This is a genomic window from Streptomyces sp. GbtcB7 (assembly GCF_019091445.1).
GTDB classification, from domain to species: domain Bacteria; phylum Actinomycetota; class Actinomycetes; order Streptomycetales; family Streptomycetaceae; genus Streptomyces; species Streptomyces mirabilis.
In genome coordinates, this window is record NZ_JAGXJM010000007.1 from 20,485 (window position 1) to 37,162 (window position 16,678).

Here is a 16,678-nt window from a genome sequence, read left to right on the forward strand (position 1 = left end):
AATGAACACGATGAATCTAGCAATGGACTTCCGGGCCGCACAAGGGGAAGGTAGTCTCATCCACTGGGATTCTTGCCGAGCTGGAAAGCGGGAGGCGCGTTCACCATGAAGGCAGCAATCGACGCGGCGGCCGATGCGTCCGCCGCCGCGGAGCGCGGTCCGGGCGCGCTGGACCGCGGCCTCGCGATCCTCGACCACCTCTCGCGGGCGCGCAGCTCCACGACCGTCGAGCTCGCCAAGGACCTCGGCCTCTCCCGCTCGACGGCGTACCGTCTGGTCGAACGGCTGCGTGCGCAGGGCTGGTTGAGTCTTGACCCGGTCAGCGGTCATCTGCGGCTCGGTCCCATGGCGATGCGTCTGGCCAACGCCGCCGTCGCCTCGACCAATCTGCTGGACGCCGCGACCCCGGCTCTGCGCAAGCTGGTCGACCTGACCCAGGAGACCGTGAGCCTCGCCGTGCCCAACGGCCTGTCGATGGTCTTCATCCACCGCGAGCGCGGCCCGCGCCCGTCCGCCGTGACCGCCGAACTGGGTGCCGCCCGCCCCATGCACATCACCTCACTGGGGCGCGCCTTTCTCGCCGCGCTGCCCGAGCCTCGACTGGAAGAAACACTGGTGGAGCTCGTCCGTTCGTCCGAGTCCCCGGTGACCGCCGCGACCGTCTCCGACCTGCACGCCGAGGTCGTACGCACGCGCGAGCGCGGATATGCCCAGGACATCAGGGAGTTCGACGCTTCGAGCGTGTGCTGCGGGGCAGCGGTCCACGACCACACGGGACTTCCGGTGGCCGCGATCAGCGTGGCGGGCGTGGCCGAGCGAATGGAGCCGGCCATCGCCACGTACGGGCCGGTGGTCGCGAAGGTGTGCGCCGATCTCTCGGCGGGGCTGGGGTACGTGCCGCCGAAGGCCTGAGGACACCGCGGGGTTCCGGCCGGAGACGGCTCCTGCCGGATCCCACGCCGCGTCGTACAGAACTTCTCGTGCGGTCTATGTCTTCGCCACCACGGGGTTGGTCAGTCGGCCGATCCCCTCGACCTCCGAGACCAGTACGTCGCCGGGTTTCAGCGCCATCCGCGGTGTACGGAAGTCCCCGCAGCCCGAGGGTGTGCCGGTGAGGATGACATCACCGGGCCGGAGGGTGAAGAACGAGCTGAGGTAGGCGATCAGCTCAGCCACCGTGAAGACCATGTCCTTCGTCGTACCTTCCTGCACCCGTTCGCCGTTGAGCCAGGTGCGGACGGCGAGTTGCTGCGGGTCGGGCACATCGGCGGCCGGTACGACCTCGGGTCCGAGCGGGCAGAAGGTATCGAGGCCCTTGCCGCGCACCCACTGCCCGTCGGCCTCCTGCAGGTCGCGCGCGGAGACGTCCTGGGCCACGGTGTAACCGCGCACGATGCCCAGCGCCTCCGCGGCCGGAACGTCGCGGGCCGTTTCGCCGATGACGACGGCGAGTTCGCTCTCCCAGTCGACACGGCTGGTGATCTCCGTGTCGATGACGATCGCCTCGCCGTCGCCGATGACGCTGGAGGTCAGTTTGGGAAAGAGATACGGCGTCGTCGGCGTCTCCCGTCCCATCTCCCGGATGGTGTCGGCGTAGTTGAGGCCGATGCCGAAGATCGTGCCCGGCCGCAGCCGTCCGCCCGTCATCGGGCCGGCTCCGCGGTTTCCCGACTGATGGGACCCATTCCTTCTCCTAGAGACTTCGAGGCGGAATCCGCCGTGGCGTCTTCCCTGTCCCGCACCCACAGGCAGGCGACGGCCGCGACGAAGGAGAGGCAGCCGAGGGCGATCAGCGCCCATTCCGTACTGCCGGTACGTTCCTTCACCAGGCCGAAGCCGAACGGTGCCACGAACCCGCCGAGGTTGGCGACGGAGTTGATGACGGCGATGGCGACGCCGATCGTCATCGGGTTCACGGTGCGCTGCACGATCGGCCAGAAGACCGGGCTGATCGACTTGAAGCCCATGGCTGCCACGCACAGCCATACCAGTGCCCACCAGGGCGAGACCAACGCGGCGGTCAGGGTGCCGATGCCCGCGACCAGCAGCTGGCCGACGAGAATGGGCTTGCGCCGACTGGTGCGGTCGCCTACGCGGGCCAGGCCGAACATCGCCACCATCGCGCACAACCAGGGCAGCGAGGACAGCAGTCCGACCGTGACCGCGTTGGTGCCCGGGATGTCGCCGACGATCGACGGCAGCCAGAAGGTGTTGGCATAGATGGACATCTGGGTCGCGAAGTAGATGAAGACGAAGAGGGCGATCTTCGGGTCACGCAGCACGCTCCAGAAGGACGCCTTGCCCTCGCCGTACATCTCGACCGCCGCCTTCTCCTCGGCCTCGACGGCCTCGGTCAGGGCGGCCTTCTCCTGACGGGTCAGCCAGGTCACGTCCTCGATCCGGCCGTCCAGCCAGAAGAAGGCGAAGACTCCGATGCCCACCGAGAGCAGGCCCTCCAGGAGGAACATCCACTGCCCGCCGTGCAGCCCCAGCACGCCGTCCATGCCCAGCAACGGCCCGGACAACGGACCCGAAACAGAGAAGGCCACCAGCGCACCCACGCCGTAGCGGGCGTTGGCGCGGCCCCGGTAGTCGTTGGGCAGCCAGGTGGAGAAGTAGTAGAGCACGGCCGGCACGAACCCGGCCTCAGCGGCACCGAGCAGTAAGCGCAGCGCGTAGAAGCTGACCGGGCCCTGCACGAAGAGGGTGCAGGCGGAGACGATGCCCCAGCTGACGCAGATCCGGGAGAGCCAGATCTTGGCGCCGAACCGCGCCATGAGCAGGTTCGAGGGGACTTCGCAGAGCATGTAGGTGATGAAGAACAGCCCGGCACCGAGGCCGTAGGCGGCTGCCCCGATGCCGAGGTCGGCCTCCAGGTGCTCCTGGGCGTAGCCGATGTTCGAGCGGGTGAGCTGGTTGCACATCATCATGATCGCGAAAACCGGCACCACGCGCCGGAGAATCTTCGACGCGGCGCTGTGCACCGCGGCCTCTCGGATGTCCCGCGACGGGGATGCGCCTGGCGACGGCTTGTTCTCTGCTGGGGAGTTCATACTGCGGCCACTTCCTCGCGTCCCAACGATTGGGAATGTGTACCGTTTATTGGCACGGGTCAACGTAGGAGGGGGCCTGGGAGGTGTCAAGAGATCGGACGAGACTCGGGCGCGGGACGGCGAAGCTCGCCCCGGAGCCCAGGCGGCGCCCCGGCAGGCCGGGGCGGCGGTCCGGCGCGTGAGCAGGTCGACAGCGTTCCTGTCGCGCCGCGGAGCGGAGGCCCCCGCCCTCCCGCACCCTGTCGAGGTCGACGAACGCGCGCCCGGGAGACATCGCCGCGCCGGGAAAGCAGCCGGGAAAGCAGCTGCCCCGGATGACCGGACCACCGGTTCATCACTTCGCAGTACGATCGCTGCACCGCCGCGTCCAGCGCTCCTTCGACGACCGGGCCGGCGCGCAGCCGATCAGAAAGCGACGCGATGAGCACCGAACTCTCCAGGATCAAGGTGGAACCACGGGAGCCCCTGGCCTCGGAGGTGTCCCGGCGACTGATCGACTACCTGATGTCCGGCGAGGTCGAGCCCGGCCAGCGCATTCCCTCCGAGCGACAGCTCACCGAGATGCTCGGGGTGAACCGGCCGACCGTGCGCGAGGCGATCAAGTCGCTGGGCTTCCTCGGCCTGCTGGAGATCCGGCAGAGCAGCGGTACATATTTCCGTGGGCCGGACTCGGATGTCCTCTACCGGCTGTTCGAACTGGGTCTGGTGCTCGGCGAGCGCGGCTCTAGGGACCTGCTTCAGGCACGCGCGGAACTCGAAGTACTCGTAGCCGGTCTCGCGGCCGAGCAGCGTGACGAGGCAGGCGTGGAACTGCTGCGCAAGCGGCTCACCGAGATGCGCGACTGCGCCGACGACGCGTTCCCCGAGGCCGACATGGCCTTCCACGCCGCTGTCGCCGACGTCTGCGGCAATGTCGTACTGCGCGACATGCTCAAGGGGATGCGAGCGATGGTGCAACGCGGCTGGATCAACCGCACGGGCAGCACCCGCAGTCGCAAGATCGCGTACGACGATCACGTTCCGATCTTCGAGGCGGTCAAGCGTGCCGACGCACCAGCCGCCCGAAATGCCATGGCGCGGCACATGGAAGGAGCAACCCAGCGGCTACTCACCGCCCTGGAGCAGGAAGGCTGACCAGGCAGCGGTATCCATATTCAGCAACCGGTTGACCGGTTGACCGACGCTCCCTAGGCTGGCGGTTGCGCGGCCACCTGTGCGCCGCCGCATGGAGTGGGGAGGTCCCGGTGACGCAGAATCGGCCCGTGGTGGCCATGATCCATGCCGTTCCGTCCGGCGCGGAGATCGCCAACCAGGCGTTCGCCGAGGTCTTTCCCGAGGCCGTGGTGTGGAACCTGCTGGACGACCGGCTGCTCGAAGACGCGCGGTCCGCCGGTGGCCTCGGCCCTGGTCTGCGCCGCCGCATGCTGCGCCTGATCGACCACGTCTTCCAGGAAGGGGCGGACGGGCTGCTCCTGACATGCTCGTCGTACGGGCCGGTGGTCGACACGGCCCGGCGTCTGTGGGGCAAGCCGGTCTACAAGGCCGACGAGGCCATGTTCCGCGCCGCGCTCGGCATGCCCGTCGGCCGTCTGCTGGTGCTCGCCTCCACTCCCCCCGCCGTACCGGCGGCCGTGGAACAACTGGAAGCGCTCAAGCTCGAGTTCCGCGGTGGCCCCGAGATCGGCACGGTGCTCTGCGAAGAGGCGGCGTCGATCGGCCACCCCGAGGAGCTGGCGACGGTCCTGGCGCAGGCCGCCCGCACCGAGCGAGCCGACGTGGTGCTGCTCGCCCAGTACTCCCTCACTCCGGCCGCCACCGCTCTGCGGGCCATGCTCGGCGTTCCGGTACTCAGCGGCGCCGGCGCTGCCGCCCAGGCGCTGCGAAGGGATCTCATCGACTCCCCCGCCCTGATCGGTTCCGAGGCGTGACCGAGCTGCCCTGGCCCATCGCGTACACCGTCTCCTCCGACGACTGCAGCTCGCCGGCCGCCCTGGGCCACCAGTCCCCCTACGCGAAGGCGCTGGCCGAGGTCGCGGCACTCGGCTACGAAGCCGTCGAGGTGCAGGTACGCGAACCCGGTCCGCGATCCGCCGAGCGGCTTCAGGCCGTGGCGGGCGCGACCGGGGTACGGATCGCGGCCATCGCGACCGGCCCCGTGCACGGCGAGGACGGTCTCACTCTCATCGACCCGGATCCCGAAGTGCGCTGCCGAGCACTGAGGCGGCTGACAGCCACGGCTGATCTCGCGGCGGAGCTGGGTGTCCCGATGACGCTGGGCAAGGCCCGCGGCCGTTTCGCGCCTGGGCTGGAGGAACGTCAGCGAGTCTGGGCGCTGGCGTCCGTACGCGATCTCGCCGGCCACCTCGCCGCGAGGGGAAGCCGCCTGCTGCTGGAACCGCAGCGCCGGGCGAACACCGACTTCCTCACCACGGCAGACCAGGCACGGGCGTTCGCCACCGACGTCGGCGAACCCGGTATCGGCCTGGTGCTGGACACCCACCACATGGCTGCCGAGGGCGAGCCCTTCGCCGAAACCGTCGACGCGAACGCCGACTGGCTCGCCTGCGTACAGCTGGCGGACAGCCACAGCCGCGGACCGCTCGGCAGCGGTCACTTCGCCTTCGACGCGCTGCTCGGGGCACTCCGCCGTACGGGGTTCAGCGGTTGGATCACGATGGAGCACCATCAGGTTCCCACCAGCGCCCAGGCGGCCGAACGCTCTCTGGAGACGTTGCGCAAGGCATTCGCCTGACCACACTGCGGCGGCGGACGGGGTCGCATCCACCATCCACGGGCACCCGAAAACTTTCGACACGTGAACGCCTTTTGTTCGGCACCGGTTCGGGGGATCGGGACCCTGTCGTGAATCGATTCACGACGATCTGCGCTCCTGTCCCCACGCCTGGGAGAACACGTGAACAGACGCCAGTTCCTCGCCACCGCCACAGCGGCAGCCGCGACACCCGCGGTCTGGCCGACGGCCAACGCCCGTGCCGTCGGGTCCCCCAGGCCTCCGCGCTGGGGAGTCCACGACGAGGCCCCCGCCACCACGTGGACCGACGGTTTCCTCAGCGGCAACGGGGAGACGGGAATCACCGTCTACGGCGCGCCCGCGAGCGAGAAGGTCGTCCTCAACCACCACCGCCTCGTGCTGCCCAACGGCACCCGCGACCAACAGCCGCCGGTCACCGCCGACCTGTTGGAGAACGTCCGCGATCTCGCGCTGGCAGGCAACTACCGGGCAGCGCAGTCGGCGTTCTCCCCGCCCGGCTGGACGATCAAGTGGACACAGACCTACCACCCGAGTCACCAGCTGGTGCTTGAGAGCCCGCACCATGTCTCGTACCAGGACTACCTGCGTACCACGGACTTCCGCACCGGTCAGATCACCACCAGTTGGAGTGACTCGGCCGGCACCTGGAGACGCCGGGCCTTCGTGTCGCGTGCGCATGGCATCGCGGTGCATGAACTGTTGCCGCCCCGCGGCGCCACGATCGACTTGACAGTCCGTGCCGACCCCACGCTGGCCGACGTGCCCGGCACGGTCTCGTTCACCACCACCTCGGACGTGGCGGCGGGAGAAGGCTGGCTCACCCTTCGCGGCACCTATCCCGCGGACCTCGGCGCGCACGGCTTCGAGGGCGTGACCCGGATCATCGCCCAGGGCGGCGGGGTGACAGCCCGCGAGGGCGTTGTCGAGATCACCGACGCTTCCCGGGTGCTGCTGCTGTCGAAGCTCGGCCGCTACGACACCGCCGACGGCTGGGACTCCCGCCCCGTGCACCGGGCACTCGCGGTACCGCGCGCCGGATACGACACCCTGCTCGCCCCGCACGCGCGCGTGCACCGCGAGCTGTACGACCGCACCACTCTCGACCTCGGCGGCACCGCCGCCGACCGTGCCCTGACCACCAGCCGGCTGATCGCCCGCCAGAACGCCGACCCGTCCGTGCCTGATCCAGCCCTGCTGGAGCGGCTGTTCGCGGTCGGCCGCTATCACTTCGTGTCCTCGTCCGGTGTGCTGCCGCCGCGCCTGACCGGCATCTGGTCCGGCGGCTGGAAGGCCGCCTGGGCAGGCGACTTCACCACCGACGCCAACGTCAACTTGCAGGTCGCGGCCGCGAATCTCGGCGACCTGGCCGAGCCCTTCCAGGGGTACGTCGACCTGGTCCTCGGTCAGATCGACGACTGGCGCACCAACGCCCGGCGCCTGTACGGGGCGCGCGGCTTCCTTGCCCCCTCCCGCACCGACGGCGAGAACGGCTTCATGTTCCACTTTCACTCCGCCTGGCCGGGCCATGCCTGGACCGGGGGCGCCGACTGGCTGTTCCTGCCGTTGCTCGAGCATTACCAGGTCACCCGGGACGAGCGGTTCCTGCGCCGGACTCTCGCCCCACTGCTGCTCGAACTCGCCCTGTTCTACGAGGACTTCCTCACCCGGACCGACACCGACGGCAACGCCGTCTTCGTACCTTCGTTCTCGATGGAGAACGTCCCCGCCAACACGGGTCGCTACCTCGCCGTCAACGCCACCGGCGATGTCGCCGCAGGCCGCCACGCCCTTCGGTCCGCGATCTGGGCGGCGAAGAAGCTGGACGTGGAACAGGGGGCGGGCGAGGGCGCGGAGCGCTGGTCGAAGCTGTTGGAGCGGATCCCGCCGTATCGCCTCACCGAGGACGGACTGATCGCCGAATGGTCCTGGCCCGGACTCGACGAGCGCCACAACCACCGCCATGTCAGCCACCTCTACGGAGCCTGGCCACTGCACGAGATCAACCCGGAGGACACTCCGGACCTGGTCGAGGCGACCCGCGCCACGCTCGTCGCCCGCCGCGCCGACACCTCGTACGCCGCCCATGGCAGCCTGCACCGGGCCCTGGTCGCCGCCCGCGTCAAGGACGGCCCGAAGGTCGAGGAGAACCTGGCCCGTATCCTCGGCAAGAACATGCTCTTCCGCTCCCTGATGACCTCCCACAACCCGAACCTCGACATCTTCAACGCCGATGCCTCGAACGCCATCCCGGCCGTGCTCGTCGAGGCCCTGGCCTACTCCCGGCCCGGCGTCACCGAACTCCTGCCCGCCCTGCCCGACGCCTGGCCCAAGGGCACGCTGCGGGGCATCCGGGGCCGCGACGGAGTCACCGTCGAGGAGCTGAGCTGGGATCTGGGGAAACGCGAGGTGAGGGCGGTACTGCGCACTGAGCGGGCTCGTACGACGACCCTGATCAGCAGGCGCGGCATCGGCTCGATCCGAGCCGATGCTGTCGTGCGCGCATCCGAACTCGGGACCCACGCGCGCGAACTGGCTCTGCCCGCGAGGAAAAAGGTCCACGTTCGGATCAGCCTGCCCGGCTGAGGGCGAGCCGGCACGCGGCCCGTGCGGGCCGCGCCGCGTGCCGGCTCACTCACGAATCCCTCAGTGAACTTCGAGAGAACCATCGGGAAGCCGGCGGTAACGGGAGAAGAACTCGGCCCACACCTTGTGGTTCACGCCGTTCGGCGGGAAATGGCCGACGTCACCGTTGACGGTCCAGCGGTATTCGGCGACGCCATCGGTGAACACCTCGGTGGTGTACCGGCCGTCGACGACGGTGCGGGGCCGCTGGAGGTTCCTGTCGACCGTTTCCCGCCAGAAGACGCGCGAGGCCGCCTCCCCGGAGCTGCCGCCCGGGAAGTCACCGGGTACTTCGTCGACTCCTCTGAACTGCCAGACCGGGAGTGGCACGTCGGTGCGCACGACGGGTGCGCTGTAGTCGTTCGCCCGGAAGAGGTGGCCGGACTGGGGCGCTATGGCGGCGAACCGCTCGGGGTACTGCACCGCGAGGCGGTTGGTGAACGCCGACCCCTGCGAGAAGCCGGTGACGTACACGCGCGTGAGGTCGGCTTCGAAGCGGGAATCGATGTCTTCGACGATGCCCAGGGCCACGCGTACATCGGTGTTGTCGGGGGCGGCGTCCGGGCTCCAGGCGATGTTGTCGTGGGGCCCGGCTCCGGGGAGCGGCTCGGCCTGCGGAAACACCGCGATGAAACCGTACTTCTCGGCGACGTCCGCCCAGTAGGACTGCTGGGCGTGGAAACGGGCCGAGCCGTTACGGCCGTGGAAGGACATGACGACCGGCAGCCTCCGGCCGTGCCTGGTCAAGGACCGATAGCGCGTCGGAAGATAGACCAGCCACCTCCGGGAGGCACCGCCGATGGTCTTCGTACACCAGCGCAGCCCCATCTCCTGTGCTGTCCGGAACGGCACGAGATGGCCGTTGACGGAGTCCTGATCGGTAAAACGCAGCGTCGGGTGGAACATCCTGTCCCAGACCGCCTCGACGACGTCGGTGCTGGCGAAACCCCGCCCATCGCGCAGGCGCGACACGCGCACCTGGGCATGGGGCCGGCCCTTGTTGGCGCCTCTCCAGTACGCGATCTGGCGGCTCTCCTCGGCCGATGGCCGGGGGCCGCGGAGGAACGTCCAGCCGGACATCGCGGTGACGGTCAGCCGGGAGGCGGCCTTGTCGTAGAAGTCTAGGGGAACGCCGTCCCCGCAGCCCGCGACCGCGACATAGCGAGTCGAGGAGATCGCGGCCACCTGGTTGGCCAGCGCCGCGCCCGCTCCCTCGCCGGCGATGTAGGTGTTGATCTCATTGGACTTGTAGGTGCCGCGGACTGTGTCGGTGACCGCGGTGACGAAGGCGATGTCATCGGGGCGGTCCGCGGACAACCCGATGTTCCAGCCCCCGTCGGCCGCGACCGGGAACGCCACGATGAAGCCGCGGTCCTCGGCGACTCGGGTCCACGCGGTACGTGCCGCATACCCGGCGCCGCTCTCGTCGTCGGGAGGGATCACGATCACCAGCGGATTGTTCTTCGGATCCTGAGCGCGATACGCGGGCTGGCCACTCGGTACGTAGACGGAGAACCTGCGAGTCACTCCCCCGGATTCGATCGTCTGGTGCGACAGCGGCTGCGACGCGGCGGCCGGCCGGCGGCTGCGCGGCTGGGCAGCCGCGGACCCTTCTGCGGCGAGGGCGCTACCGAGTCCGGCGGCGGCGAGGGTTACGAACGTACGGCGTTTCATGAGGCGGCTCCGTCTGCGTTTCGCGCGGGAAGGAGAACGAGGAGGACCGAACCCGTTCGGCCCTCCCGTGGTGCCAGTGCCCTCAGGCCGCTGCCGGATACAGCAGGCAGTCCTCGGGGCGGATCAGCAGGCTGATCTCCGAGCCGGTGTAACGGACCTCGCTCTCCGCCTGGAGGGTGAGTCCGCCGACCGTGAGTTCGTATTCGAAGCGGGCGCCGGTGTACGAGCATTGAGCGATCTTCGCCTCAAGAACGTTGACCCCGTTGGCGGGCACGTCCGCGCGCTCGGCGAGCGTGATCCGCTCGGACCGCAGGCCGACGGTGGCCTTCTGCCCCTGGGCGGCTCCGTCGGTGCGTACGACGTCCAAGTGCTGTCCGGTGTCCCCCAGCTCGACGCGCACGGTCCTGCGGTCGGCCGGCGCCTCTCCGATACGGCCTTCGAGAAGGTTGCAGCGGCCGATGAACCCCGCGACCTCGGGGGTGGCCGGGGTCTCGTAGATCTCGGTGGGGGTGCCGACCTGCTGGAGGCGGCCGTGCATGAAGACCGCGATGCGGTCGGACAGTGACATGGCCTCGATCTGGTCGTGGGTGACGTAGACGGTGGTGATCCCGACCTCGCGCTGCAGGGCCTTGAGCCAGGTACGGGCCTGATCGCGCATCTTGGCGTCCAGGTTGGAGAGCGGCTCGTCGAGGAGCAGTACGCCAGGGGCGTAGACGATGCCGCGGGCCAGTGCCACACGCTGCTGCTGGCCACCCGAGAGCTGGTGGGGGTAGCGGTCCCGCAGGTGCAGCATGTCGACCTTGCCGAGGGCCTCGTCGATGAGGCGGCGCTGCTCGTCCTTGCTCACCTTGCGCAGCTTGAGGGGGAGGGCGAGGTTGTCGGCTATGGTCATGTGCGGCCAGAGGGCGTACGACTGGAAGACCAGGCCCAGGTTGCGTCCCTCCGGCGGCACGGCGTGCTTGCCCGTGCCCTCGAAGAAGACCTGGTCGCCGACGCGGATGGTGCCGGAGTCGGGGTGTTCCAGGCCCGCCACGCAGGACAGCGTGGTGGACTTGCCGCAGCCGGACGGGCCGAGGAGGGTGAAGAACTCCCCTTCCTGGACGGTGAAGTTGATGTCTTCCAGGACGGTGTTCCCGCCGAAGGACTTGACGAGGTTCTCGACAACCAGCTCAGGCATTGTTCTTCCCCTTGTTTCGCGTCTTCTTTTCCTTCACCAGCAGCCCGGCGAGGCCCGCGACGACGGCGGTGACGGCGATCTGGATGGTGGCGAGGGCTGCGACCGAGCCGGTCTCCCCTTGCGTCCACAGGTCGATGGCGGTGGTGCCGATGACCTGTGATTCGGCGCCGGCCAGGAACATGGCGGGCGCGTACTCCCTGATCATCGCCGTCCAGATGAGGACGAAGGAGGCGAGCATGGCGGGCACGAGCAGGCGGATCAGGATCCGCGAGACGGTTCGCCACCAGTCCGCTCCGGCGACTCGGGCGGCGTTGTCGAGTTCCCTGCCGAGCTGCATCACGGACGGTGAGATCGCTCCGAAAGCGGACGGAAGGGCACGGACCCCGAAGGCGATGATCAGAGCGATCAGCGTGCCACGTACGGCGTCGCCGCCGGGCGCCCAGGCGAAGGCCCAGAAGAAGCCGATGCCGATGATGAGCCCGGGCACAGCGTGCGGGGAGAGGGCGGCGGTCTCCAGGAGTCGCGCGAAGCGGAATTCGGAGCGGCGCGCGACCAGGACGACGACCGTGCCGATGAGCGTGACCGCGATCGATCCGATCAGCGCGATGGTGATCGAGTTGACGATCGATTCGGTGTAGGGCGCATAGTCGAAGATCAGCCGGAAGTTGTCGAGCGTGAGTGTGGAGAACGGGCTGACCAGCGGCGTGAGCAGCGAGGTGAACGCCCGCGCGATCAGCGCGATCATCGGCAGCAGTACGCCCAGGACCAGGTAGACGCCGACGAAGGCGAAGCCCGCCCACTTCCAGTTGCCGAGGTCCAGCAGGTTGGCACGGGTGGCCTTGCCCCGTACGGAGACGAAGCGCTGAGCGTGCTTCAGAAGCCGGGTCTGGGCGATCACCAGGGTGATGGTGGCGGCCAGGATCAGTGTGGACGCCGCGCCGAGGAGACCGTAGTCCGGATTGATCGAGTCGATGCCTTCGTTGTACAGGAAGCTGGAGAACATCGTGATCTCGGAGGGCTCGCCCAGGATCAGCGGGATGGACAGGGTCTCCACGGCCGTACCGAAGATCAGCAGACCGGCGTAGAGCATGGGCGGGCGCAGCATCGGGACCACGATGGAGCGCAGGATGCGCATCGGTCCCGCGCCGACGGTGCGGGCCGCGTTCTCCAGCGAGGTGTCCGAGGAGGCCAGCGCGTTGGCGCAGAAGAGAAAGGCGACGGGAACCTGGGCGACGGCCTCGACGAAGGCCATGCCGGGCAGCGTGTAGAGGTCCCAGGGCACGAAACCCGCGTACTCACGCAGTGCGGTGGTCAGGAATCCGGCCGGACCGTAGACCACGATCCAGCCGAACGCGAGGACGAGCGGCGAGATGTAGATGGGCCAGCGCACGATCTGCCCGATGATCCGTGCGCCGGGGAAGCGGGTGCGCGTCAGCAGGATCGCCATCGGCACGGCGATGGCGAGTGCGAAGACCGTCGTGAGCACCGCGAAGAGCAAGGTGTTGAGGATGATCGTGCCGAAGCCCGCCTCGGTGAAGAGGTGAACGTAGTTGGAGAGGGTGAAGGCCCCGCCCGCTTCGTAGAGCGGCTGGTTGCGGACCGACTGGAACAGGATCGGGATGACCGGGGCGAGGACGAGCGCGACCGTGACAAGAAAGGTGAGGTAGTGGATGAAGGCTTCGCGGCCGGCGCCGAACCAGCGCCGGTAGCTGGGTATGCCCAGTTCACCGGGGCGCAGGGAACGGGGTGGTGCGTCGGCCGGGGCCGGGGGTGTCTGGGTGGCCATGGGACCTCCGTCTGCTGGGAGATGATCGGGTCGGGAAACGGGCGGTGATCAGCCCTTGGCCTTCTCCCAGCGGTGGAGGTAGGCGTCCTGGTCCTTCTCCTCGACCGCCGCGTACCGGTAGAGGTGAACGCGGTCCGTGCCCAGCTTGCGCTGGAGATCCTGCAGGCTGTCGGTGCCGGACTGCTCGACACCCGGCCGGTACGGGGTGAGACCTCCGGCGGCAACGGCCTTCTGTCCCTCGTCGGAGAGGAGGAAATCCAGGAAGAGCCGTGCGGCATTGCCGTGCGGGGCGGTCTTCACCATGGAGATGGCGCGGGGCACGACGACCGTGCCTTCCTCGCAGTACGTCCAGCCGAGCAGCCCACCGCTGTGCTCGGCGGCGGGTACGGCGACCGCGCCATTGATGTTGATCGAGGCGTCGTACTCACCGGAGACGACCTTCTCGACGAGGGTGCCGGAGGAGTGGTCGGCCCGGACGAACGGCAGGATGCGCGTGAAGTTCTGCCAGCCGTCAGGCACGTTGCTCGTGTAGCCCTGGTTGCTGGCGTAGCCGAAGGCGTTGCTCGGGTCGTAAGCACCGATCTTGCCGCGGAAGCGGCTCGGTTCGGACTCGGCGAGCGAGGCGAGCGAGGCGATGCCGTTGGGGATCTGCCCCTCGTCGAGCGTCTTGCGGTTGTAGAGCACGACGATGGGATCGGTGGAGAAGACCCAGACACCGGGCAGCATCTCCGCGAAGTCGGGGAGCTTCGTCTTCTCGGGCGACGAGTAGTCGCCGGCGATCTTCCGGCCGGCGTAGTCGGCCCAGTTGCCCGGCGCGTTGGAGACCAGCAGATCGGCGGGCGAGGTACCGGTGGCCGCCTCGCTGTAGTACCGCTCGTAGACGGCGGAGCTGCCCAGGTTGGTGGCTCGGATGTCCTCCAGCCACGGGTAGCGGGCGGTGAAGGCCTCGAAGATCGGCTGCCAGGCGGTCTGCGAGGTGTTCGAGTAGATCAGCAGCTTCTTCTCCCGGCGCGAGGCGTCGACGATCACGTCGTAGTCGCCGGGGTAGTAGCCGGGTGCGGGCTTGGCCGCGGCATTCGCGTTGCCGCTGGTGCAGCCGGTCAGCACTCCGCTCGTGGCCGCGGTCGCCCCGAGGGCGGCGACACCGCGCAGCACACTGCGGCGGGATGGCCCGCGGGCGGGGGCCGCTGCGGATCCGGGCCCGAAACGGGTGGGAAACATGGGGGCTCTTCTCATGTCTGGCGCGACGGCGCTGTCAGCTGCGACGAGAGCACCTGGGCCGATCGAGCCGGAACGGGCTGGTGCGGGGCGGCCGGTGCCGGGTCTGCTCCCGTGGTTGCGACGACGATGGACCTCAACCGGTAAACCTGTCAACCACTTGCCGGGTCGCTGTTCACTGTGCGATGGAGATTTCGCCTCCATGTCGGTGACGTATCCGCGAAACATCATGGGCGCGGAGCATCATGCCGCCGGACCGCTACGGTTTGGCGCGCAGCCGTTTGATCGGCCGGCACTTCGAGCAGGAGGACGCAGACGATGGCAGGCCTACAGAGGATCGAACGCGAAGAGCCGAGCACTCCGGCAGTGGAGGTGGCCCGGCGTCTGCTCGACCATCTGCTCACGTCCGGGCAGTTGCGGTCAGGTGATCGGCTACCGCCGGAACGGGAGCTCGCCGAGGTGTTCGGGGTCGGCCGCTCGGCGGTACGTGAGGCCCTCAAGTCACTGTCGCTGCTGGGCCTGCTGGAGATCAGGCAGGGCGACGGGACGTATGTGCGCGGGGCGACGTCGGACCTCTTGCCGCAGGTCCTGGAGTGGGGACTGCTGCTGGGCGACCACAAAATGGACGAGTTGCTGGAGGCGCGCGCCTGCGTGGAGGTGGACCTCGCGGAGCTGGCCGCGCTGCGCCGCAGCGCCAACGACCTGACCGCGCTGGAGACCCACCTCGCCCGGATGGAAGCCGTCCACGACAGCCCCGCCAAGTATCTGGAAGCCGATCTGGCCTTCCATCGCGCACTGGCCCAGGCATCGCACAACTCGGCACTCACCGGCTTCCAGGCCCGGCTCGAGTCGCTGGTCGTGGTCTGGATCAAGAAGAATATCCGCAAGCCGGGCGAGGGCAAGCTCGCCGAACACGCCGCGGTGCTGGAGGCGGTGCGGGCCCGCGACCCCAGGGCCGCGCGAGCCGCCATGCACGCGCACATGGATTCCGCGACGCGTCGGCTGCGGGCACGGCTCAACGAGCAGTGAAGGGAACGCGAAACGGTCATCCGGTTTACCGGTTGACATGTTGCGGGGTACGCGGGCATGCTCCAGTCATCCCCGGGTGCTGCCGCGCCCGCTCCGACGACCGAGGAGCTCCCCGGGACGGGAACTCCTCCGCAATCCGTGAAGAGGTGCAAGGGCAGTGGCTGAAGCAACAACGGCCCGTGTCTACCGGCTGGGCGTGCTCGAAGGCGACGGCATCGGGCCCGAAATCGTGCCGGCCGCAGTGGCGATCGCCGATGCCGCGGTGGCCGCCACGGGTGCCGGGAAGATCGACTGGGTGACGCTTCCGCTGGGAGCCGGCGCCATCGAGACCCATGGCACCCCCGTGCCCGACGAGACCAAACAAGCACTCACCGAGCTCGACGGCTGGTACCTCGGTCCGCACGACAGCGTCAGCTACCCCGAGCCGCACAAGTCCGCGCTCAACCCGTCGGGCACACTGCGCAAGCATTTCCAGCTCTTCGCCAACATCCGTCCCGCCAAGAGCTTCCCCGGCGCGCGGGCCGTGTGCGAGAACGCCGACCTGGTGATCGTCCGCGAGAACACCGAGGGCTTCTACGCCGACCGCAACACGTACGCGGGTACCGGCGAATTCAGCCCCGTCGAGGGCGTCGCGATCGCCATGGGCATCATCACCCGCACGGCCACCGAGCGCGTAGCCCGTGTCGCCTTCGACCTGGCACGCTCGCGCCGCAAGAAGCTGACGATCGTGCACAAGGCGAACGTCCTGAAGCTCACCACCGGACTGTTCCGCACCGTGTGCCAGGAAGTCGCCGAGGAGTATCCCGACGTCGCCGTCGACGACTTCCACATCGACGCCATGACCGTCCACCTGGTCCGACGCGCCCAGGACTTCGACGTCATCGTCACCGAGAACATGTTCGGCGACATCCTCTCCGACCTCGCCGGTGAGATCAGTGGCTCCCTGGGCACCGCGCCTTCCATCAACGCCTCCGCCGGCACCGCCATGGCCCAGGCCTCGCACGGCTCGGCCCCCGACATCGCCGGGCAGAACATCGCCAACCCGGTCGCCATGGTCCTGTCCGGCGCGATGCTCTTCGAGTGGCTCGGCGCCCGCCACGAGGACCCGGCCATCAGCAGGGCCGCGGCCGTCATCGAGGCCGGTGTGGCCGCCGCCATCAAGAGCGGCATCTCCACACGCGACCTCGGGGGCTCGGCCTCAACCACCGAGTTCACCAGCGCTGTCGTGCGGGCCATCGACGACGGGGCCGGCCAGGCCTGAGCCTGCCGGGCCCGGCAGGCGGCGGGGCGGTCGCGGAACCGGAGTCGCCCCGCGCTCCGTTCCCTCTCACTGCACGCCATCCACG

At 68.8% G+C, this 16,678-nt stretch carries 13 protein-coding genes; 7 read left to right on the forward strand and 6 right to left on the reverse strand.

The genetic code is table 11. The features are described 5' to 3' along the window. Positions 1-105: 105 nt before the first annotated feature. Positions 106-912 carry an IclR family transcriptional regulator gene (locus tag KVT44_RS13470; RefSeq protein ID WP_217567229.1) on the forward strand — a complete coding sequence of 269 codons (807 nt, stop codon included), beginning with the start codon at positions 106-108 and terminating at the stop codon, positions 910-912. Between the two features lie 75 nt (positions 913-987). Here KVT44_RS13470 and KVT44_RS13475 read toward each other — a convergent pair whose 3' ends face one another. Both KVT44_RS13475 and KVT44_RS13480 read right to left on the reverse strand, forming a co-directional pair. Continuing rightward, a complete protein-coding gene (locus KVT44_RS13475) occupies positions 988-1,647 on the reverse strand; it encodes a fumarylacetoacetate hydrolase family protein (protein WP_217567418.1) in 660 nt (219 codons plus the stop codon). Beyond that, positions 1,644-2,951 carry an MFS transporter gene (locus tag KVT44_RS13480; protein WP_308313990.1) on the reverse strand — a complete coding sequence of 436 codons (1,308 nt, stop codon included), beginning with the start codon at positions 2,949-2,951 and terminating at the stop codon, positions 1,644-1,646. The genes KVT44_RS13475 and KVT44_RS13480 overlap by 4 nt, the downstream gene beginning before the upstream one ends. A 522-nt stretch (positions 2,952-3,473) precedes the next feature. Between KVT44_RS13480 and KVT44_RS13485 the strand changes: the two genes are divergently transcribed. From KVT44_RS13485 to KVT44_RS13495, 4 genes are all read left to right on the forward strand, one after another. Beyond that, positions 3,474-4,187, forward strand: coding sequence for a FadR/GntR family transcriptional regulator (locus KVT44_RS13485; protein WP_217567231.1), 714 nt, complete (start codon positions 3,474-3,476; stop codon positions 4,185-4,187). A gap of 110 nt (positions 4,188-4,297) precedes the next feature. Further along, complete coding sequence (locus KVT44_RS58015) at positions 4,298-4,981, forward strand: aspartate/glutamate racemase family protein (RefSeq protein ID WP_308313991.1); 684 nt, start codon at positions 4,298-4,300, stop codon at positions 4,979-4,981. Then, entirely contained in the window at positions 4,978-5,805 is an 828-nt protein-coding gene (locus tag KVT44_RS58020) for a sugar phosphate isomerase/epimerase family protein (RefSeq protein WP_308313993.1), read from the forward strand. The genes KVT44_RS58015 and KVT44_RS58020 overlap by 4 nt, the downstream gene beginning before the upstream one ends. 162 nt (positions 5,806-5,967) lie before the next feature. Continuing rightward, positions 5,968-8,409 carry a glycoside hydrolase N-terminal domain-containing protein gene (locus tag KVT44_RS13495; RefSeq protein WP_217567233.1) on the forward strand — a complete coding sequence of 814 codons (2,442 nt, stop codon included), beginning with the start codon at positions 5,968-5,970 and terminating at the stop codon, positions 8,407-8,409. 60 nt (positions 8,410-8,469) lie between these two features. Here the strand turns inward: KVT44_RS13495 and KVT44_RS13500 are convergent, their stop codons facing one another. The 4 genes from KVT44_RS13500 to KVT44_RS13515 all read right to left on the reverse strand — a co-directional run bounded on the left by KVT44_RS13500 (position 8,470) and on the right by KVT44_RS13515 (position 14,306). Beyond that, entirely contained in the window at positions 8,470-10,122 is a 1,653-nt protein-coding gene (locus KVT44_RS13500) for a PHB depolymerase family esterase (protein WP_217567234.1), read from the reverse strand. A gap of 82 nt (positions 10,123-10,204) precedes the next feature. Beyond that, positions 10,205-11,299 carry an ABC transporter ATP-binding protein gene (locus tag KVT44_RS13505; RefSeq protein ID WP_217567235.1) on the reverse strand — a complete coding sequence of 365 codons (1,095 nt, stop codon included), beginning with the start codon at positions 11,297-11,299 and terminating at the stop codon, positions 10,205-10,207. Then, positions 11,292-13,085 (reverse strand): iron ABC transporter permease, encoded by a 1,794-nt coding sequence (locus tag KVT44_RS13510; RefSeq protein ID WP_217567236.1) that lies wholly within the window; start codon positions 13,083-13,085, stop codon positions 11,292-11,294. Before KVT44_RS13510 ends, KVT44_RS13505 begins: the two co-directional genes overlap by 8 nt. A 48-nt stretch (positions 13,086-13,133) precedes the next feature. After that, positions 13,134-14,306, reverse strand: coding sequence for an ABC transporter substrate-binding protein (locus tag KVT44_RS13515; RefSeq protein ID WP_217567237.1), 1,173 nt, complete (start codon positions 14,304-14,306; stop codon positions 13,134-13,136). Positions 14,307-14,621: 315 nt separating this feature from the next. Between KVT44_RS13515 and KVT44_RS13520 the strand changes: the two genes are divergently transcribed. Next, entirely contained in the window at positions 14,622-15,332 is a 711-nt protein-coding gene (locus tag KVT44_RS13520) for a FadR/GntR family transcriptional regulator (RefSeq protein ID WP_254649356.1), read from the forward strand. A gap of 157 nt (positions 15,333-15,489) precedes the next feature. Next, positions 15,490-16,593 carry an isocitrate/isopropylmalate dehydrogenase family protein gene (locus KVT44_RS13525; protein WP_217567238.1) on the forward strand — a complete coding sequence of 368 codons (1,104 nt, stop codon included), beginning with the start codon at positions 15,490-15,492 and terminating at the stop codon, positions 16,591-16,593. Positions 16,594-16,678 lie beyond the last annotated feature (85 nt).

Excerpts from the sequence above, each read along its gene's own strand:
- KVT44_RS13470 (WP_217567229.1), top strand. The coding sequence starts at position 106 with ATGAAGGCAGCAATCGACGCGGCGGCCGATGCGTCCGCCGCCGCGGAG.
- KVT44_RS13475 (WP_217567418.1), bottom strand. The coding sequence starts at position 1,647 with ATGACGGGCGGACGGCTGCGGCCGGGCACGATCTTCGGCATCGGCCTC.
- KVT44_RS13485 (WP_217567231.1), top strand. The coding sequence starts at position 3,474 with ATGAGCACCGAACTCTCCAGGATCAAGGTGGAACCACGGGAGCCCCTG.
- KVT44_RS13500 (WP_217567234.1), bottom strand. The coding sequence starts at position 10,122 with ATGAAACGCCGTACGTTCGTAACCCTCGCCGCCGCCGGACTCGGTAGC.
- KVT44_RS13505 (WP_217567235.1), bottom strand. The coding sequence starts at position 11,299 with ATGCCTGAGCTGGTTGTCGAGAACCTCGTCAAGTCCTTCGGCGGGAAC.
- KVT44_RS13510 (WP_217567236.1), bottom strand. The coding sequence starts at position 13,085 with ATGGCCACCCAGACACCCCCGGCCCCGGCCGACGCACCACCCCGTTCC.
- KVT44_RS13515 (WP_217567237.1), bottom strand. The coding sequence starts at position 14,306 with ATGTTTCCCACCCGTTTCGGGCCCGGATCCGCAGCGGCCCCCGCCCGC.
- KVT44_RS13520 (WP_254649356.1), top strand. The coding sequence starts at position 14,622 with ATGGCAGGCCTACAGAGGATCGAACGCGAAGAGCCGAGCACTCCGGCA.